Raw genomic sequence first — 16,248 nt, 5'->3', positions numbered from 1 at the left:
ACCCCCCTCTGTCCTGCCGGACATCTCCCCCTCAAGGGGGGAGATTGGATGTCGCATCGGCTTTCGCCAATCTCAGAAGAAGCGCTACCGGCGAAGCTGCCAATCTCCCCCCTTGAGGAGGAGATTGGATGTTGCTGCGGCTTTCGCCATTCTCCAACTTGGGGAAAAGCCGCGTTCATGCCGGTGCGTTGAGACGCTGCGAACGCGTTGCCCAATCGATGACTGTCCCGCCGGCAACGGTAGAACTCGTCAGCGGCGCGAGAAGATCGTTGCGGCGGGCGAACGCCACGAAGGTCGCCCGTGCCGTCTCGGCGTCGATCTCTCCGTCCATCGCCGCCCGGCAGGCTTTGGCGGCGATGTCGTGCGCGGCCGTCCGGCTCGCCCGCGGCCAGTCGGCAAGCAGCGCATAGCCCTCAGCCGCGCTTTCTATCCTGGTCGGCGTGCCGAGGCCGGTCAGGATGGTGACCGGCTTTTCAAAAGAAGAACGGTCCATGACACTCTCCTTTCCGGTTCAACTGTCTCCAACAGGCGCAGGCATGCGCGCCTGCGCGGCAATCATTTACGCTCCTCCTGGCCGGCCCCGACGCGTTGGGCCGACAGGAACATCAGCGTATAGGCCGCCTTGCGGCGATCCCAGCCGGCCTGCTCGGCCATGTCCAGCAAGCCGTCGACCAGGGGCGCCAGCGCCGCCCTGCAATCGGTTTCATAGTTGAAATCGTTCTTCGGGCGGGTCGGCGCCGCGATCTTTCCAAAACTGTCCATCACATCCATGGCACCTGCTCCGCATTGGTCCGGACCGGCAAGACCGTGCCCGCTTTGGCGGACACGGTCCATCTGCCGTTCAGAAGCCTCGCTTTGGAGGCCTGACCTTAGTAGTCCATGCCACCGCCGGGCATTGCCGGTGCGGCAGCTTCCTTCTTCGGCTTCTCGGCCACCATCGCCTCGGTGGTCACCAGCAGGCCGGCGACCGACGCGGCGTCCTGGAGAGCGGCGCGCACCACCTTGGCCGGGTCGATCACGCCCTGCGCGTAGAGATCGCCGAACTCGTTGGTCTGGGCGTTCCAGCCATAGCCGAATTCGGTCTTCTCGCGCAGCTTGCCGACGATGATCGAACCTTCCGCACCGGCATTCTCGGCGATCTGGCGCACCGGCTGCTCGATGGCCCGACGCACGATCTCGACGCCGGTCCTCTGGTCGGGGTTGTCGACGGCGACATTGTCGAGCGCCTTCGCTGCCCTGAGCAGCGCCACGCCGCCGCCAGGCAGTATGCCTTCCTCGACCGCAGCGCGGGTGGCGTGCATGGCGTCGTCGACGCGGTCCTTGCGCTCCTTGACCTCGACCTCGGTCGAGCCGCCGACGCGGATGACGGCGACGCCGCCGGCGAGCTTGGCCAGGCGCTCCTGCAGCTTCTCGCGGTCATAGTCGGAGGTGGTCTCCTCGATCTGCGCCTTGATCTGGCTGATGCGTGCCTGGATCTCGTCCTTGCGGCCGGCACCGTCGACGATCGTGGTGTTCTCCTTCTCGATCAGCACCTTCTTGGCGCGGCCGAGCATCTCCAGCGTGACGTTTTCGAGCTTGATGCCGAGATCCTCGCTGATGGCCGTGCCGCCGGTCAGGATGGCAATGTCTTCCAGCATCGCCTTGCGGCGGTCACCAAAACCCGGCGCCTTGACGGCGGCGACCTTCAGTCCACCGCGCAGCTTGTTGACGACCAGCGTCGCCAGCGCCTCGCCTTCAACATCCTCGGCGATGATCAGCAGCGGCTTGCTCGATTGCACAGCGGCTTCGAGCACCGGCAGCATGGCTTGCAGGTTGGACAGCTTCTTCTCGTGGATCAGCACATAGGGCTCTTCGAGCTCGACGCGCATCTTGTCCTGGTTGGTGATGAAATAGGGGCTGAGATAGCCGCGATCGAATTGCATGCCCTCGACCACTTCGAGCTCGGTCTCGGCGGTCTTGGCCTCCTCGACCGTGATGACGCCCTCATTGCCGACCTTTTCCATCGCTTCGGCGAGGAAGCGGCCGATCTCGGCATCGCCATTGGCCGAGATGGCGCCGACCTGGGCGATCTCGTCGTTCCTTGTCACCTTGCGGGCATTGGCCTTGAGTTCGGCGACGATGGCGTCGACCGCCTTGTCGATGCCGCGCTTCAGGTCCATCGGGTTCATGCCGGCGGCAACCGCCTTGGCGCCTTCCTGGACGATCGACTGCGCCAGAACGGTCGCGGTCGTCGTGCCGTCGCCGGCGACGTCGCTGGTCTTCGAGGCGACCTCGCGCACCATCTGCGCACCCATGTTCTCGAACTTGTCCTCAAGCTCGATTTCCTTGGCGACGGTAACGCCGTCCTTGGTGATGCGCGGGGCGCCGAACGACTTGTCGAGGATGACATTGCGGCCCTTTGGACCGAGCGTCACCTTCACCGCGTCGGCGAGGATGTTGACACCGCGCAACATCTTCTCGCGGGCTTCGGTATGGAATTTCACATCCTTGGCAGCCATTGGATAACTCCTTCAAATAGGCAGCTTTTCGTTGACTGATGGCTTGTTCGGGCCCCGCTCAGGCGGCCTTCTTTTTTATCTGGTCGGTCATTTCAATCACGCCCAGCACATCGCTTTCCTTCATGATAAGCAGGTCCTCGCCGTTGAGCTTGATCTCGGTGCCCGACCATTTGCCGAACAGGATGCGGTCGCCGACCTTGACGTCGAGCGGCTGCAACTGTCCGCTATCGTCGCGCGCGCCGGGGCCGGCGGCGATGACCTCGCCTTCCTGCGGCTTTTCCTTGGCTGTGTCAGGAATGATGATGCCGCCAGCGGTCTTCTCGTCGACCTCGATGCGGCGGACCAGGATACGGTCATGCAATGGACGGAACGCCATGTCGTTCTCCTCATGGGACAAACAGATTTTCTTGGACCTCCCTTCGCAGCCGACCAGTGGGTCGGTGCGACGGTGCGCGACCCCTGCTCAGGCATCACGCGCCTATCGAATTAGTCTGCCTATCCAGCCTTTCAAGAGGACTCCGAAAAAATTTTAGCACTCGCCGTTGTCGAGTGCCAACGCACCGTAATAACGCACTGTAATGATGGCGCTATTCCAGGATTTGAAACGACGGATGCGACTTGAAACCGGGGCGCAACCTTCCGACATCGTCGTCGATCCCGGCACCGTCTGCCGGCGGCCGGAACCGATGAGGAAGCGGAGGCGTTTTTGCATGCGGAGGATGGACGCCTGATCGTTCGGAAAGGAGACGGCCATGGTCGGCAATGAGTTCCAGGTCAGCAACGAATTCCGGCTCCAGATGCAGGGTTTTGGCCTGACGACGGCAGAGATCCATTATCGTCTTCCCGACTATCGGGACCTGCTGCAGCTTTTCATCTGGCAGCAATACGACATCGCCCCGGATTTCCCGACGCTGAAGCATTTCCTCGAATTTTGGGAACGTGAGATCGAGGGCCCGCTGCATTCTGTGCGCGTCGCCCATCACCGTCTGATCCAGCCCTCCGAATGGCGGGCGGTGGACGGCGTCATTACGCTGCAGTGAAATAGAGAAAAGGTGGCGCTTTTCATGAAAGGCGCCGCCTCTGCAGCACATCGCGTCCGCCCCGGCTTCAGGTTCCCCGGCTTCAGGTTCATTGGCGTTCAGGTGGATTGATGTTCAGGTGGATTAACGTCCCGTGACCAGCAGTCCGGCGGTGCGTGCCGCCTTGACGAAGGCGGTGCGCGCCTCGCGGGCGGTGCGCCAACCGTCGAGCGCGTCGCGGCAGGCGCGAAAGGCTGCGCGCCAGTTGCGGCCGCGCGCCCGGTCCGGCCATTGCTGCATGCATTCGATGGCTTCCCAGCTGCTGGCGACCTTGCGCTCTCCGACGGATTGGAGCTTCAGCGTGATCGGCTCGGAAAATGGGACGTCGTTCATCACTTCCTCCTTTTCCTTTTGAGAACAACCAGGAAGGCGGCCCGATCGGCGCCCGACTGGACGAGATGGTTCGTATGGCTGCACGCTTCAAGACCTCCCCCGTCTCCCAGTCTGCTTGCCGAAACCCGGCGCTATATGTCGTCGTCCGGCGGTTCGAGAAGCCCGATCAGCGTCGCCACCCTTGCCGACGGCAGCGGGCGGCCCTCGTTGACCAGCGCCTCATCGGCGCCGACCCAGGCAAAGGCCTCGCGCAACTCTTCGATCGTCGCGCCGGTCGAGGCGATGTCGGCGATGACGGCGTCGTCGACCGGGCCCAGCACCGAAATGATGTCGTCGCGTGTCATGGTCATGATGTCCTCCATGCGGCGTGCCGGCGCGACCCTCAAACGTCGGTTGAAACCGGCATTACCAGTACAATCCGGCAACAAAAATTCTGGCAGCGGGACAGAATCTGGGTCTTGATTTCGGCCTGACAATAACCAGATGAAAATTGCCGGTTGCCGAATGGGACCGGCAGAACCAGGGAGCGCCAAGCTCTTTGGCGTCCCTCGTACTATGTTGCTCCACGGAGGATGTAGCTATGAGAACCGCATTCGACTTTTCCCCGCTCTATCGGTCGAGCATCGGTTTCGACCGCATCTTCAACCTGCTGGAAAACGCGCCTCAGGCAGTCGAAACCTGGCCGCCCTATGACATCGAGCGAAGCGACGAGAACACCTATCGGGTGAGGATCGCCGTCGCCGGCTTTTCCGAGAACGATCTCGACATCAGCCACGAGCCGAACCTTCTCATCGTCTCTGGCGAGCGCAAGGAACAGGACGAGGTGGAATATCTCCATCGCGGCCTTCCGGTGCGACCGTTCACACGGCGCTTCGAGCTTGCCGATCACATGACGGTCACCGGCGCCTCGCTCAATAACGGCCTGCTGACGATCGACCTCGTTCGCCAAGTGCCCGAAGAGATGAAGCCGCGTGGCATCACGATCGCCAAGCAAGACGGCGCGCCGAAGGCCGGACAGGTCGAGAAGCCGAAGCAGGCCGCCTGAGCGAAGGCGATCTCTGGCGTTCGCCTTTGACACAACCAGTCGAGAAAGGAGAACAGCAATGGCTATTCGTGATCTCATTCCCTGGGGCCGGGAGAACAGTCCGGTTCCCAGCTTCTATCGTGACGAGGACCGCGACCCGTTCATGGCGTTGCATCGCGAGATGAACCGCCTGATCGACGACCCCTTCCGCGGCTTCGAAACGCGCATGCCGATGCTCAGCGGATTTTCGTCGGCGCGCGGCAGCTGGCCGAGCGTCGAAATCGCCGACGGCGAGAAGGAGATCCGCGTGACCGCGGAAATTCCCGGCATGGACGAAAAGGACGTCGAGGTGATGCTCGATGACGGCGTGCTGACGCTGCGTGGCGAGAAGCGCTCCGAGACCGAAGACAAGGACAGGCAGTTCTCCGAGCGGTTCTACGGCCGCTTCGAGCGCCGCATCCCGCTCGGCTACGAGGTCGAGGAGGACAAGGTGAACGCCGCCTTCCACAACGGCGTGCTCACCGTGACGCTGCCCAAGACGGAGCGCGCACGGACGAAAGCCAAGCGCATCGCCATCAGTGGCAGTGCCGCCAGCCCCGGCAAGAGCAAGCACTGACGACATCGGCAGCCGGACGCGCCAGCCGCGCCCGGCTGCGCAGATCCGCGCTCCCCGCCAAAGGCGCGGGCTTCATTTGTTCGGCCGATGCGCCTGACGGCGCGAAGGCCGCATAATGAGTATCTACGGAGCATTGAGTAGCAGCGTCGCTACCGTGGCGTTCCTGGCGCACAGGCTACGGAGCCCGTCATCCCTTGGGGTGGCGGGCTTTCGTATCAATTGTCGGCTTTATCGGCCTGTGAAAAATCCTCGCCATCCGCTTCGTGTCACGATCGCGGGCGGAGGCAGCCACCCGTCTCAGATCGCCTCGCGCTGCCGTTCCGGCGTGGCGACCAGCAAGGCCGCGGCGGCGTTGGCGGCAGCAAGTGCGCCCTCGACCCGATGGCCGCGGGCAAGGCCTGCCGCGAACGCGCCGACGAACTCGTCGCCGGCGCCATGGGTGCTGACCACCTTCACCGGAAGGGCGGCCCGCGCGAATGCCTGGCCGTCGCGGCCGCAATAGGCAACGCCCTCCCCGCCGGCCGTGACGATCGCCGCCGGGTAGAAATCGATCAGCATGCGTGCCGCCTCGGCAGCACCCTCGAGCGTATCGACGACCGCAACGCCGGCCAAAAATTCCGCCTCGATGGCGTTGACGATGACGATATCGGTGAGTGCGATCAATTCGCCGGACAGTTTTCGCGCGGGGGCGGCGTTGAGCACGACGCGGCCGCCATGCGCCTTCACCGCCCGCGCTGCGGCAATGTTGGCGGCTTCCGGCACCTCGTTCTGCAGCAGCAGCACCGCCGTTTGCGCAACCATCTCGGTCGCGGCCACGATGTCGTTCTCGCCCAAGGTGAGATTGCTGCCCGAGACGATCACCGCGCCATAATCGCCGCCGGCGTCGAAGATCGCCACGCTCATGCCCGAGCCGGCGCCAGGTGCGACCCGCACGAAGCGGCTGTCGACGCCGCGGCGCGCGAGATTGCCGACAAGCGCGCGGCCAAAATCGTCATCGCCGACGGCGCCGATCATTGCCGAGCGCACGCCGGCCCGCGCCGCCGAGACCGCCTGGTTGCCGCCCTTGCCGCCGCATTTCGGCTGCCAGGCATGGCCGGTCACGGTTTCGCCCTTGCGCGGGCGGTCAGGCGCTTCGACCATGATGTCGTAGTGCAGGCTGCCGAACACGGTGACCAGCGGAGCTGTCATGTGTTCCTATCTTTCATGTGCCCCGATCCTTCATGAGCCGCCCTTGTCCCGGCGTTTCGAGGTCACCGCCGACATCGTGCGGCCGAGATTGCGCTCCGCCGCCTGGTAGTCGCGCTGTGCCACCGCGACGAACAGCGCGTCGAGAATGTTGAGCTGGGCGATGCGCGCCGCCGCGTTCTCGCCCATCAATGGCGAGCCCTGCGCGGTCGAGCACAGCACGATGTCGGCGACGGCGGCCAGCGGCGAGTTGTCGTAATTGGTGATCGCCAGCGTCCGCGCACCGCTCTTGCGGGCGAGATGGATGGCATCGATGACGGCGCTGGTGTTGCCGGAATGCGAGAAGCCGACCGCGATGTCGTCGGCGCCGAGCAGCGAGGCCGACATCAGCATCATGTGCGAATCGTCGTAGACGGATGCGCGGATGCCGATGCGCAGGAATTTGTGCGAGACGTCGCGCGCGATCTGCGCCGAACCGCCGACGCCATAGAAATCGCGGTTCCTGGCGCGGTACAAAAGATCTGCGGCGCGGTCGAAATCGTCCATGTCGAGGATCGCCAGCGTTTCCTCCAGCGCCTGGATCGAAGTGCGGAACACTTTTTGGACGATCTCGGCCGAGCTGTCGTCGACCGACAGTTCCTGGTGCATTTCGGCGGTCGGCAGGCGGCTGTATTCATAAACCGCGGTGCGGAAGTCGCGATAGCCGGAAAAGCCCAGTTTCTTGGCGATCTTCACCACCATCGCCTCCGACACGCCGGCTTCTTCGGCGATCTGCTTGAGCGGAATGGTCTCGTCGAAGCCGCGCCGTCCGAACACGGTTTCCACCACCTTCGCCTCGAGCGGTGTCAAATGCGGCATCATCATGCGGATCCGCGGTCCTACTGCTTTCAGATCCAGGCTGGTCAAGGTCATCCACGTCCCCTCGTCACGCGATCGATGAACATCGCGGCGAGGATTATAAGGCCAGTTGCCAAGAGCTGATAGAAGGACTGGACATTCATCAGCGTCAGGCCGTTGCGCATGGTGCCGAGGATGACGGCGCCCAGGATGGTGCCGACGACGCTGCCCTTGCCGCCCATCAGCGAGGCGCCGCCGATGGCCGCCGCGGCAATGGCATCGAGCTCCCAGAGATTGCCGAGAATGGGCTCAGCGGCACCCAGCCGTCCGATCAGGATCTGCGCGGCAAGGGCCGCCAGCAGGCCCGAGATCATGTAGGCGGCGATCTTGGTGCGAGCGATCGGCACGCCGGCTATGTAGGCCGCCTCCTCATTGCCGCCGACGGCGAGCAGATATTCGCCGAAAGGCGTCTTCTTGAGGATGATCCAGGCGATCAGCGCGACCACGGCCACGATGATGACCGCCAGTGGCAATCCCAACAGCGAGCCGTTGAAGATGGCGCGGAAGCCGGCTGGCAGGCCGAGCACCGGATTGCCGCCGGTATAGATCAGCGCCAGCGCCCGGTAGGTGCTGAGCGTTCCCAGTGTGACGATGAAAGGCTGCAGCCCGACATAGGCGACCAGCACGCCATTGAGCAGGCCGCAGACGAGGCCGATGGCGAAGCCGGCGGCGATGGCCAGCGGGAACGGCACGCCGGCAACCAGCATCGAGGCCGAGATGACGGCCGAAAGGGCTGCCGTCGGCCCGACCGACAGATCGATGCCGCCCGAGATGATCACCAGCGTCATGCCCAACGCCAGGCAGGCGTTGATGCTCGACTGCTGCAGGATGTTGATCAAATTGCGCTCGGCAAAGAAGCCCGGGACCAGCGCGCCGAAGACGGCGAGGATCACCACCAGGCCGATCAGCGTGCCGGCGTCGCGCAGCGAAAACCGGTGCAGGAATTCAGCCCGTGGGCGCGCTGCTGTGTGTTCGGTTACATCAGTCATCCGCTGGTCCTGTCCGTTATGCCTTGCCGGCCCGATGGCCTTGCGCCTTGCCGGCCTTGCGTCTCCGATTGGGGTATGGCGTGCGCCGCGATCGCCTGTTCGCTGAGATCAGCCCGGTCGAGCTCGGCGGCGACCGTGCCATCGCGCATGACCAGCACGCGGTCGGCGAGCCGGATCACCTCGGGAAGCTCGGACGACACGACGACGACCGAATGGCCTTCGGCGGCAAGCTCCTCGATCAAATGGTAGATCTCCGCCTTGGCGCCGATATCGATGCCGCGGGTCGGCTCATCGAACAAAAGGATGCGCGTTCCCGCCGCCAGCCAGCGGCCGATGATCGCCTTCTGCTGGTTGCCGCCGCTGAACAGCCGGATCGGCCGGTCGAGCAGGAACGGGCGCAAATTGACCCGCTTCATCTTCTCGGCCGCGACCCGTTTCAGCCTGGTGTGATCGATGACGCCGCGCGGTGCGAACACGCCCATCGAGGCCAGCGCCATATTGCTGGAGATCGACCGCAACGGCACGATGCCTTCGCGCTTGCGCTCCTCCGGCACCAGGCCGATGCCGGCGGCGATGGCGTGGCGCGGATTGGCGAGTTTTATGGCCTTGCCGTCGATCTCGACCCTGCCCGACGAGGCGCGGTCGGCGCCGGCCAGCAGCCGCAGCAGTTCGGTGCGGCCCGAGCCGACCAGGCCGGCAATGCCCAGCACCTCGCCGCGGTGCAGGTCGAACGAGACGTCATGGACCTTGGTTGCCGAGGCGAGGCCACGCACGCTCAGTCTGACCTCGCTGGAGGTGTGCGAGCGGTGCTGTTCCTGGGCAAGCTCGCGTCCGACCATCATCGAAACGACGGCTTTTTCCGACACCTGCGCCAGATCGACGGATCCGACCACGACGCCGTCGCGCATGATTGTGGCGCGCTGGCAGATGCCGAACACCTCGTCCAGCTTGTGCGAGACATAGACGACCGCGACGCCGTCGCGCGCCAGCCCGGCAATGACTTCGGCCAGCCGCTCGAACTCGCTCGGCGTCAGGCTCGATGTCGGCTCGTCCATCGCCACGACGCGTGCCCGATCGAGCAGCGCCCGGGCGATCTCGACGATCTGCCGCTGCGCGACCTTCAGGCTGCCGAGCGGGACTGCCGGATCGATGGTCGGATCGAGGGCGGCAAGGGCTTCCGCAGAGCAGCGCTCCTGCTCGCGCCGGGCGACGAAGATGCCGCCGCGCGTCAGCGGATGACCGAGGAACATGTTCTGGGCGACGCTGAGATGCGGCACCTGCTGCAATTCCTGATGCATCATGGCGACGCCCGCGGCGCGCGCCGCGACCGGATTGTTCAGCGCCACCGGTCTGCCGTCGATCAGCACGCTTCCGGCGGTCGGTCTGTAGACCCCCGACAGGATGCGCAGCAGCGTCGATTTGCCGGCGCCGTTCTCACCGAGCAGGCCATGGATTTCGCCGGCGCCGACGGAAAAGGACACATCGCTCAGCGCTCGCACCGCCGGAAACACCTTGGAAATGCGCTCGAATTGCAGCCGCGGGACAGACATTGGTTCTATTCTCCAGGCAAAGGGCGCCAGCCCGGCCGGCACCCGCAGTCCTGCCCTTAATTGCCCGCTGCCGCGTCCTCGAGCAGCGCCTTGCGCACGGCGTCGCCGGCGCCGGAATAGCGGTCGGCATTGTCCTTGGTGATAAGCGCCTGCGGCGTGGCGACAACGCGCGGCAGCTTCTGCCCGGCCACCAGCCGGAGCGCCGATTCCAGCGCCACCTCGCCGGTCAGCACCGGGAAGCTGTCGACGGTGCCGGTCAGCTCGCCGGCGCGGATCGAGGCATAGGCGTCGGAGATGCCGTCGGTGCCGAAGACGGCGACCTTGTCCTGCAGGCCGGCGGCCTTGACCGCCTCGACGATGCCCAGTGCCATGCCGTCATTGTTGGCATAGAAGCCGATCAGGTCGGGGTGCTGCTGCAGGATGTTGCTGGCAGCGTCGTAGGACGTCTGGCGATCCCAATTGCCGGGCACGCTGGCGACGACCTCGAACTTGCCGGTCTCGGTGATCGTGGCCTTGAAGCCATCCGTGCGCTGGACTGCGGCATAGACGCCGGCCTGGCCTTCGACGATGGCGACCTTGCCGCCGTCCGGCCGGTTCTTGATGAACCATTTGGCGACGCGCACGCCATTGTCGCGCTGGACATTGCCGACATAGTGCTCGGCCTGCGGGATGACCGCGTCATTGACGTTGACCACCGGCACGTTGGCGGCCCTGGCCTGTTCCATGATCGGCTGCAGGTTGGAGTCGGTCTGCGGCGAGACGAGCAGCACGTTGTAGCCTTGCGTGACCAGGCCTTCGGCGATTGTCAGCTGGCCGAGCTGGTCGCCCTCGCTCTGCGCCGCCTGGTAGACGACCGGCACGCCGACGCGATCGCCCAACGACTTGTAGCCCTCACCCAGCGAGCGCCAGTATTCGTTGGTCAGCGTCTTGGAGACGGCGCCGGCCCTGGTGCCGTCGGGCAGCTTGGGCAACGCGCCGAACTTGGCCTCGAGTTGCGACCAGTCGATGCGGTCCTTTTCGGTGTCGGAATTGAGCGGCGCGAGGTCGGTGGAATAGGCGGAGCCGATGGACAGCGCCATCAACGCAGCGGTGGCGGTGGCAAGCAGAAATTTCATGGTCTTTCCTCCCTTGTTGAACGATTTTGAGGCCGAGCCTCAGTTCTCCGGCCCGAGCATGGCTTCTTGGATGATGGCTTGCGACGCGACCGCGTCCTGGCGGCCGATGGCGGTGGACAGGCGATTGTCCTTCTCCAACTGCTCGACGACGCGCAGCATGCGCTTGACGGTGGCGATGTTGACTTCGCATTCGTGGATCGGATCGAGCCCGGTCATGTCGGGAAATGTGTCGAAGTAGATGGCGCCGGCGTAGCCGTCGCGGCGGATCTGCCTAAGCAGCTCGATCGTCTGCAGCGTATGCACCGCGCCGACCATCAGGCCGTCGTCGCGCTTGGCGTAGCCGTCGTTGAGATGCACGCCCAAGAGCTTGCTGTGGCGCGCCACAAGTGCTGCGGCAAAGGCCGGCTGCTCGTCAGCATAGAGCACATGGGCGAAATCGAGCGTCACGCCGAGATTGGGCAGGCCGATCTCGCGGATCGCCAGCAATGTCGTCGCCGCGTCGGGCATCAGGCTGTAGGAACGCGGCTCGTTGGGCTTGTACTCCAGGCTGATCAGGCAGTCGGGATCATGCGCTGACACTTCACGAATACCATCAATTTCGTGTTGCCATAGCGTCGCGTAATCGGCCTGGAAAGCATAGTCGAAGCCATCCTGGCCGAGCCACAGCGTCATCAGATTGGCGCCGGCCTGACGCGCGGCGTCGATGCCGGCCTTGGTCAGGTCGATGGCTTCGCGGCGAACTGCCGGATCCGGATTGGTGAAGGCGCCGAGCTTGAAGGCCGGATTGGAGTAGTAGCGCATGGCGAAACCATTGATGGAAAGCCCGAGATCGCCGAGTTTTTGTGCCATTTCCGCAGGTTTTTCCTCGACATGATCGGGAAAGTTGAGGTCAAGGTCGGTCAGCCCCGCAACTTTCGCCGCACGCGCCGCCATCTGCAGCATGGACGGCTTGCCGACAAGATCCGGCCATTCGGCCTGCGGCCGCGAGGCAAAAGAATTGAGGCGTGTGGCGAAACGATTGACTGTCATGGACGACCTTTCTTGGGCATAACTTCACATACTATAGTTTATTTGTAAAGTCGAATATGCCGTTTGATTCAAGACTGGGCGACGGTACAGCGTACATAGCGAGGAGCAGGCGGCCACGAAGAGACGAACTGCTGACGCACGATTTGATCCGCGTTCATGATGCTTTAAGCGCAGTTGTTACCGTTTTCGCAAAAACGGTAACAACTCAATGATGGCCGTGGGAGCGAAGTTGTGTTATTACCCTTTTCGCGAAAACGGTAACAACGCCCATGCAGCAAATACCCCACCCATACCAGACGCTCTATTCCGAGTTGGCGCAGCGGTCGCTGGACGCCGCGTTTTCGACGGAATTCAACATCGGCGGCCGCTTTGTCACAGCCGAGGTGAAAGGCCGCCGCTACTGGTATCTCGACCTACCTACCCCTGACGGCCGCAAAACACGCAGATATGTCGGCCCCGTCGACGATCCTGAAATCACCAGGAGGGTCGAAAACTTCAAAGACCTGAAAGCCGACATCAAAGAGCGGCGAAAACTGGTTTCGACACTCGTTCGCGAAGCCTACCTGCCACGGCCGGAAAGGAAGACCGGCGACATTGTCCAGGCACTCGCCGAAGCTGGCTTCTTCAGACTTCGTGGCGTCCTGGTCGGTACCGTCGCTTACCAATGCTATCCAGCCGTCCTTGGCGTTCGCCTATCTAGCACGTCAATGGTCACCGGCGATGCCGATTTTGCGCAGTTTCATTCGATCTCGACGGCCGTCGATGACAAAATGCCACCCGTGCTCGATACGCTGAGGCAAGTCGACCCGACATTCCGAGAGATTCCGCACCAGGCTGATGGCCGCTTCACGACGCAATACTCGTCTCGCTCCGGATACAGGGTCGAATTCCTGACTCCGAACACCGGTTCGGCCGACTACGAGGGTCATCCTACAACCATGCCCGCGCTTGGTGGCGCGTCGGCGCAGCCCCTGCGCTTTCTCGATTTCCTGATATACGAACCGATCCGGGCCGTTCTCCTGCACGGCGCCGGCGTGCCGGTGAACGTGCCTTCGCCCGAACGGTACGCGATCCATAAGCTCATCATCGCCAGCCGCCGCCGGACGGACAACGACGGCACCGCCAAGAGCCGCAAGGACAAGATGCAGGCTGCAACCATCATGGAAGCCATGATCGAACAACGGCAGTCGGAAGATCTGGCCGATGCTTTCATGGAGGCATATGGCCGCGGTGCGGCCTGGAAGGAAGCCATACGCAAGACACTGTCCCAGATTGACCACGGCACGCGCGAAACCGTCCTGCCGGCGCTGGCCCGCGCTATTCGAAAGCTGGAAAGAGATCCTAGCGAATTCCACCTTGAAGACGTGGCGGCCGCACCGAAGCCGTAGGGCCTGCGCATAAAGGTTCCGGGCGGGCGCTGCTGATCGTAACCCTGTACAACCGCTCGTCGCCCTTGCGTCTTGCGCGCCAATTGATCATCCTCGCCGCAGTTGCACCGCGGCCGGGGGGTTCGCACATGCCGACGCTTTATGCGCTGAAACCGGCCTTCCAGGCCAGGCTGCGGCCGCTCGCCGACCGGCTGGCCGCGGCCGGCGTCACCGCCAACCAGATCACGCTGCTGGCTGCCGCGCTGTCGGTTGCGACCGGCGTTGTGGTCGCGGCCCTTGCCGGTCATCGCGCGGTCTTCCTGCTGATGCCGGTGGTGCTGTTTGCGCGCATGGCGCTCAACGCCATCGACGGCATGCTTGCGCGCGAGCATGGCCAGGCCTCAAAACTCGGCATGTATCTCAACGAGCTCTGCGACGCCGTCTCCGACCTGGCGCTGATCCTGGCCTTTGCCGCTCTGTTCCCTGCCTGGGGCGTCGTCGCCTTTGCCGTCACAGCAGTGCTTGTGGAGTTCGCCGGCGTGCTCGGCATCGCGGCAGGCACCGGGCGCAATTATGCCGGGCCGTTCGGCAAGAGCGATCGGGCGCTGGCGCTCGGCATCGTCGCCGTCCTCGTCGCCTGCGGCCTCTGGGTGGAAGCCATCACGCCGTTTGTGTTTCCGGCGATGGCTACACTCTCGCTGGTGACCGCCATCAACCGGATACGCAGCGGCCTTAACGGGAGCGGCGACTGAAATTGCGGTCGCATCCGCCTGGGGAAAAAAAATGCTTCACGAACCGACGATTGCTGCTTCCGCAGTTGAGCAGCGGGTGGCGCAGGAGCGCAGCTTCCGCAGCCATGACGGCACCGAGATCTTCTACCGCTACTGGCCGGCGGTCGGGCAACCCGCCAGGGGCGCGATTGTGCTGTTCCACCGCGGCCACGAGCATGGCGGCCGCATGGCGCATCTGGTCGACGAACTCGATATGCCCGGCCATGCCTTCTACGCCTGGGACGCGCGCGGCAATGGCCGCTCGGCCGGCGAGCGCGGCTATGCGCCGTCTTTTGCCGCACTTGTGCGCGACATCGATTGTGTGGTGCGCGAGATCGGCAGAGACGGTTTTTCCCAGCGCGACATCGCGCTGATCGCGCAATCTTTCGGCGCGGTGCTCGCCGCCGCCTGGGTGCATGATTATGCACCGCAGATTCGCGCCTTGGTACTGGCTTCGCCGGCCTTCTCGGTCAAGCTCTACGTGCCTCTCGCCAAGCAAGGCATTGCGCTGTGGCAGAAGATCAAGGGCCGCTTCTTCGTCAATTCCTACGTCAAGGCCAAGTTCCTGACGCATGACCCCGAGCGCATCGCCTCCTTCGAGGCCGATCCGCTGATCACGCGGCCGATCGCTTCCAACATCCTGGTCGAGCTCTACGACCACGCCGCCCGCATCGTCTCGGATGCCCGCGCCATCACCGTGCCGACGCAATTGCTGATCTCCGGCAGCGACTGGGTTGTGCGGCATGGACCGCAGCACGAATTCTTCGTCAATCTCGCCAGCCCGGCCAAGCAGCGGCATGTGCTGCCGGGCTTCTTCCACGACACGCTGGGCGAGCGCGACCGCCGCAAGGCACTCGACCTGATCAAGCCGTTCCTCGAAAGACAGTTCTCGACGCCACAGAAGCCGGTCGACCTGACCGCGGCCGACCGCGCTGGCTACACACGCGACGAGGCCGACCGGCTGGCCTCGCCGCTCGCTTTGCTGTCACCGAAAGGCCTCTACTGGGCAATGAGCCGCGCCTCGATCCGTATCGGCGCCTGGCTGTCGTCAGGCATGAAGACCGGGATAGCCACCGGCTTCGATTCCGGCTCGACCCTCGACTATGTCTACGAGAACCAGTCGCGGGGCGCCGGTCCGCTCGGCCGCATGATCGATCGCACCTTTCTCGACGCCATCGGCTGGCGCGGCATCCGCCAGCGCAAGCTGCATCTCGAAGAGCTGATCGGCAGCGCCACCGGGACGCTGAAGGCCGCCGGCCGCACGGTCCATATCGTCGATATCGCTGCCGGCCACGGCCGCTACGTGCTCGATGCCGTTGCCAAATGCGCCGAGCCGCCGGCCAGCGTGCGGCTGCAGGATTTCTCCGAGCTCAACGTTTCGCTCGGCTGCAAGCTGATCGCCGAGCGGCACCTGCCGACCAGCGTATCGTTCCACCAGGCCGACGCCTTCGACGCCGAGATGCTTGCCGGGCTCGATCCGGCGCCGGACCTCGCCATCGTCTCCGGGCTTTACGAATTGTTTGCCGACAACGCCATGATCATCCGCTCGCTCGGCGGGCTGGCCAGGGCGATGCAGCCCGGCAGCCTGCTTGTCTACACCAACCAGCCCTGGCATCCGCAGCTCGAAATGATCGCGCGCAGCCTGACCTCGCATCGCGGCGGCCAGGCCTGGGTAATGCGCCGGCGCACGCAAGGCGAGATGGACCAGCTGGTGGCGGCGGCCGGCTTCGAGAAGCTCGACCAGCGCATCGACCAGTGGGGCATCTTCACCGTATCGGTCGCGCGGCGCGTCTGAG

The 16,248-nt window shown here is 64.1% G+C and carries 19 protein-coding genes; 6 read left to right on the top strand and 13 right to left on the bottom strand.

Translation table 11 applies throughout. The annotated features are described in order from the left end of the window. Positions 1–175: 175 nt before the first annotated feature. From AC0L3H_RS22960 to AC0L3H_RS22940, 5 genes are all read right to left on the bottom strand, one after another. On the bottom strand, positions 176–493 hold the full coding sequence (locus tag AC0L3H_RS22960; RefSeq protein ID WP_473586989.1) for a DUF982 domain-containing protein: 318 nt from the start codon (positions 491–493) through the stop codon (positions 176–178). Positions 494–555: 62 nt separating this feature from the next. Continuing rightward, positions 556–771 carry a hypothetical protein gene (locus AC0L3H_RS22955; RefSeq protein ID WP_091598888.1) on the bottom strand — a complete coding sequence of 72 codons (216 nt, stop codon included), beginning with the start codon at positions 769–771 and terminating at the stop codon, positions 556–558. 98 nt (positions 772–869) lie between these two features. Further along, positions 870–2,498: a chaperonin GroEL gene (gene groL, locus AC0L3H_RS22950; protein WP_473492907.1), complete on the bottom strand. Its 1,629-nt coding sequence runs from the start codon at positions 2,496–2,498 to the stop codon at positions 870–872. Between the two features lie 58 nt (positions 2,499–2,556). Next, entirely contained in the window at positions 2,557–2,874 is a 318-nt protein-coding gene (locus AC0L3H_RS22945; RefSeq protein ID WP_023799038.1) for a co-chaperone GroES, read from the bottom strand. A 153-nt stretch (positions 2,875–3,027) separates the two neighbouring features. Further along, on the bottom strand, positions 3,028–3,252 hold the full coding sequence (locus AC0L3H_RS22940; protein ID WP_473492906.1) for a hypothetical protein: 225 nt from the start codon (positions 3,250–3,252) through the stop codon (positions 3,028–3,030). Between AC0L3H_RS22940 and AC0L3H_RS22935 the strand changes: the two genes are divergently transcribed. Beyond that, entirely contained in the window at positions 3,251–3,538 is a 288-nt protein-coding gene (locus AC0L3H_RS22935) for an usg protein (RefSeq protein WP_091598882.1), read from the top strand. The genes AC0L3H_RS22940 and AC0L3H_RS22935 overlap by 2 nt on opposite strands. A gap of 123 nt (positions 3,539–3,661) precedes the next feature. On the opposite strand, the gene AC0L3H_RS22930 is transcribed toward AC0L3H_RS22935, so the two are convergent. Both AC0L3H_RS22930 and AC0L3H_RS22925 read right to left on the bottom strand, forming a co-directional pair. Then, the gene (locus tag AC0L3H_RS22930) at positions 3,662–3,910 is read right to left on the bottom strand and encodes a DUF982 domain-containing protein (protein WP_473586988.1); all 249 of its coding nucleotides are present in this window, start codon (positions 3,908–3,910) and stop codon (positions 3,662–3,664) included. A 131-nt stretch (positions 3,911–4,041) separates the two neighbouring features. Next, a complete protein-coding gene (locus AC0L3H_RS22925; protein ID WP_023799042.1) occupies positions 4,042–4,260 on the bottom strand; it encodes a hypothetical protein in 219 nt (72 codons plus the stop codon). Positions 4,261–4,490: 230 nt separating this feature from the next. Here AC0L3H_RS22925 and AC0L3H_RS22920 point away from each other — a divergent pair, with 230 nt between their 5' ends. Together AC0L3H_RS22920 and AC0L3H_RS22915 are read left to right on the top strand one after the other, a co-directional pair. After that, positions 4,491–4,955, top strand: a complete 465-nt coding sequence (locus AC0L3H_RS22920) for an Hsp20 family protein (protein ID WP_473586987.1) — start codon at positions 4,491–4,493, stop codon at positions 4,953–4,955. A gap of 58 nt (positions 4,956–5,013) precedes the next feature. Then, entirely contained in the window at positions 5,014–5,550 is a 537-nt protein-coding gene (locus AC0L3H_RS22915; protein ID WP_473586986.1) for an Hsp20/alpha crystallin family protein, read from the top strand. A 297-nt stretch (positions 5,551–5,847) separates the two neighbouring features. Here AC0L3H_RS22915 and AC0L3H_RS22910 read toward each other — a convergent pair whose 3' ends face one another. The 6 genes from AC0L3H_RS22910 to AC0L3H_RS22885 are packed head-to-tail and all read right to left on the bottom strand — an operon-like array spanning position 5,848 to position 12,315. Beyond that, complete coding sequence (locus AC0L3H_RS22910) at positions 5,848–6,738, bottom strand: ribokinase (protein ID WP_473586985.1); 891 nt, start codon at positions 6,736–6,738, stop codon at positions 5,848–5,850. A 30-nt stretch (positions 6,739–6,768) separates the two neighbouring features. Continuing rightward, complete coding sequence (locus AC0L3H_RS22905; RefSeq protein WP_091598869.1) at positions 6,769–7,647, bottom strand: MurR/RpiR family transcriptional regulator; 879 nt, start codon at positions 7,645–7,647, stop codon at positions 6,769–6,771. Then, positions 7,644–8,621, bottom strand: a complete 978-nt coding sequence (locus AC0L3H_RS22900; RefSeq protein ID WP_473586984.1) for an ABC transporter permease — start codon at positions 8,619–8,621, stop codon at positions 7,644–7,646. The genes AC0L3H_RS22905 and AC0L3H_RS22900 overlap by 4 nt, the downstream gene beginning before the upstream one ends. Then, positions 8,618–10,171, bottom strand: coding sequence for a sugar ABC transporter ATP-binding protein (locus tag AC0L3H_RS22895; protein WP_473586983.1), 1,554 nt, complete (start codon positions 10,169–10,171; stop codon positions 8,618–8,620). The genes AC0L3H_RS22900 and AC0L3H_RS22895 overlap by 4 nt, the downstream gene beginning before the upstream one ends. Before the next feature lie 56 nt (positions 10,172–10,227). Next, a complete protein-coding gene (locus AC0L3H_RS22890) occupies positions 10,228–11,286 on the bottom strand; it encodes a sugar ABC transporter substrate-binding protein (RefSeq protein ID WP_473586982.1) in 1,059 nt (352 codons plus the stop codon). Positions 11,287–11,325: 39 nt separating this feature from the next. Next, positions 11,326–12,315 (bottom strand): TIM barrel protein, encoded by a 990-nt coding sequence (locus AC0L3H_RS22885; protein WP_473586981.1) that lies wholly within the window; start codon positions 12,313–12,315, stop codon positions 11,326–11,328. 269 nt (positions 12,316–12,584) lie between these two features. Between AC0L3H_RS22885 and AC0L3H_RS22880 the strand changes: the two genes are divergently transcribed. The 3 genes from AC0L3H_RS22880 (at position 12,585) to AC0L3H_RS22870 (ending at position 16,247) form a co-directional block, all read left to right on the top strand. Further along, complete coding sequence (locus tag AC0L3H_RS22880) at positions 12,585–13,703, top strand: nucleotidyltransferase family protein (RefSeq protein ID WP_473586980.1); 1,119 nt, start codon at positions 12,585–12,587, stop codon at positions 13,701–13,703. A 128-nt stretch (positions 13,704–13,831) separates the two neighbouring features. Beyond that, entirely contained in the window at positions 13,832–14,434 is a 603-nt protein-coding gene (locus AC0L3H_RS22875; protein WP_287194570.1) for a CDP-alcohol phosphatidyltransferase family protein, read from the top strand. A gap of 31 nt (positions 14,435–14,465) precedes the next feature. Further along, positions 14,466–16,247, top strand: coding sequence for a bifunctional alpha/beta hydrolase/class I SAM-dependent methyltransferase (locus AC0L3H_RS22870; RefSeq protein WP_473586979.1), 1,782 nt, complete (start codon positions 14,466–14,468; stop codon positions 16,245–16,247). The last annotated feature ends 1 nt before the right edge of the window (position 16,248 follow it).

The sequence above is a fragment of the Mesorhizobium sp. WSM4816 genome (assembly GCF_055811535.1).
This window is presented reverse-complemented; position numbering and strand designations above follow the sequence as displayed.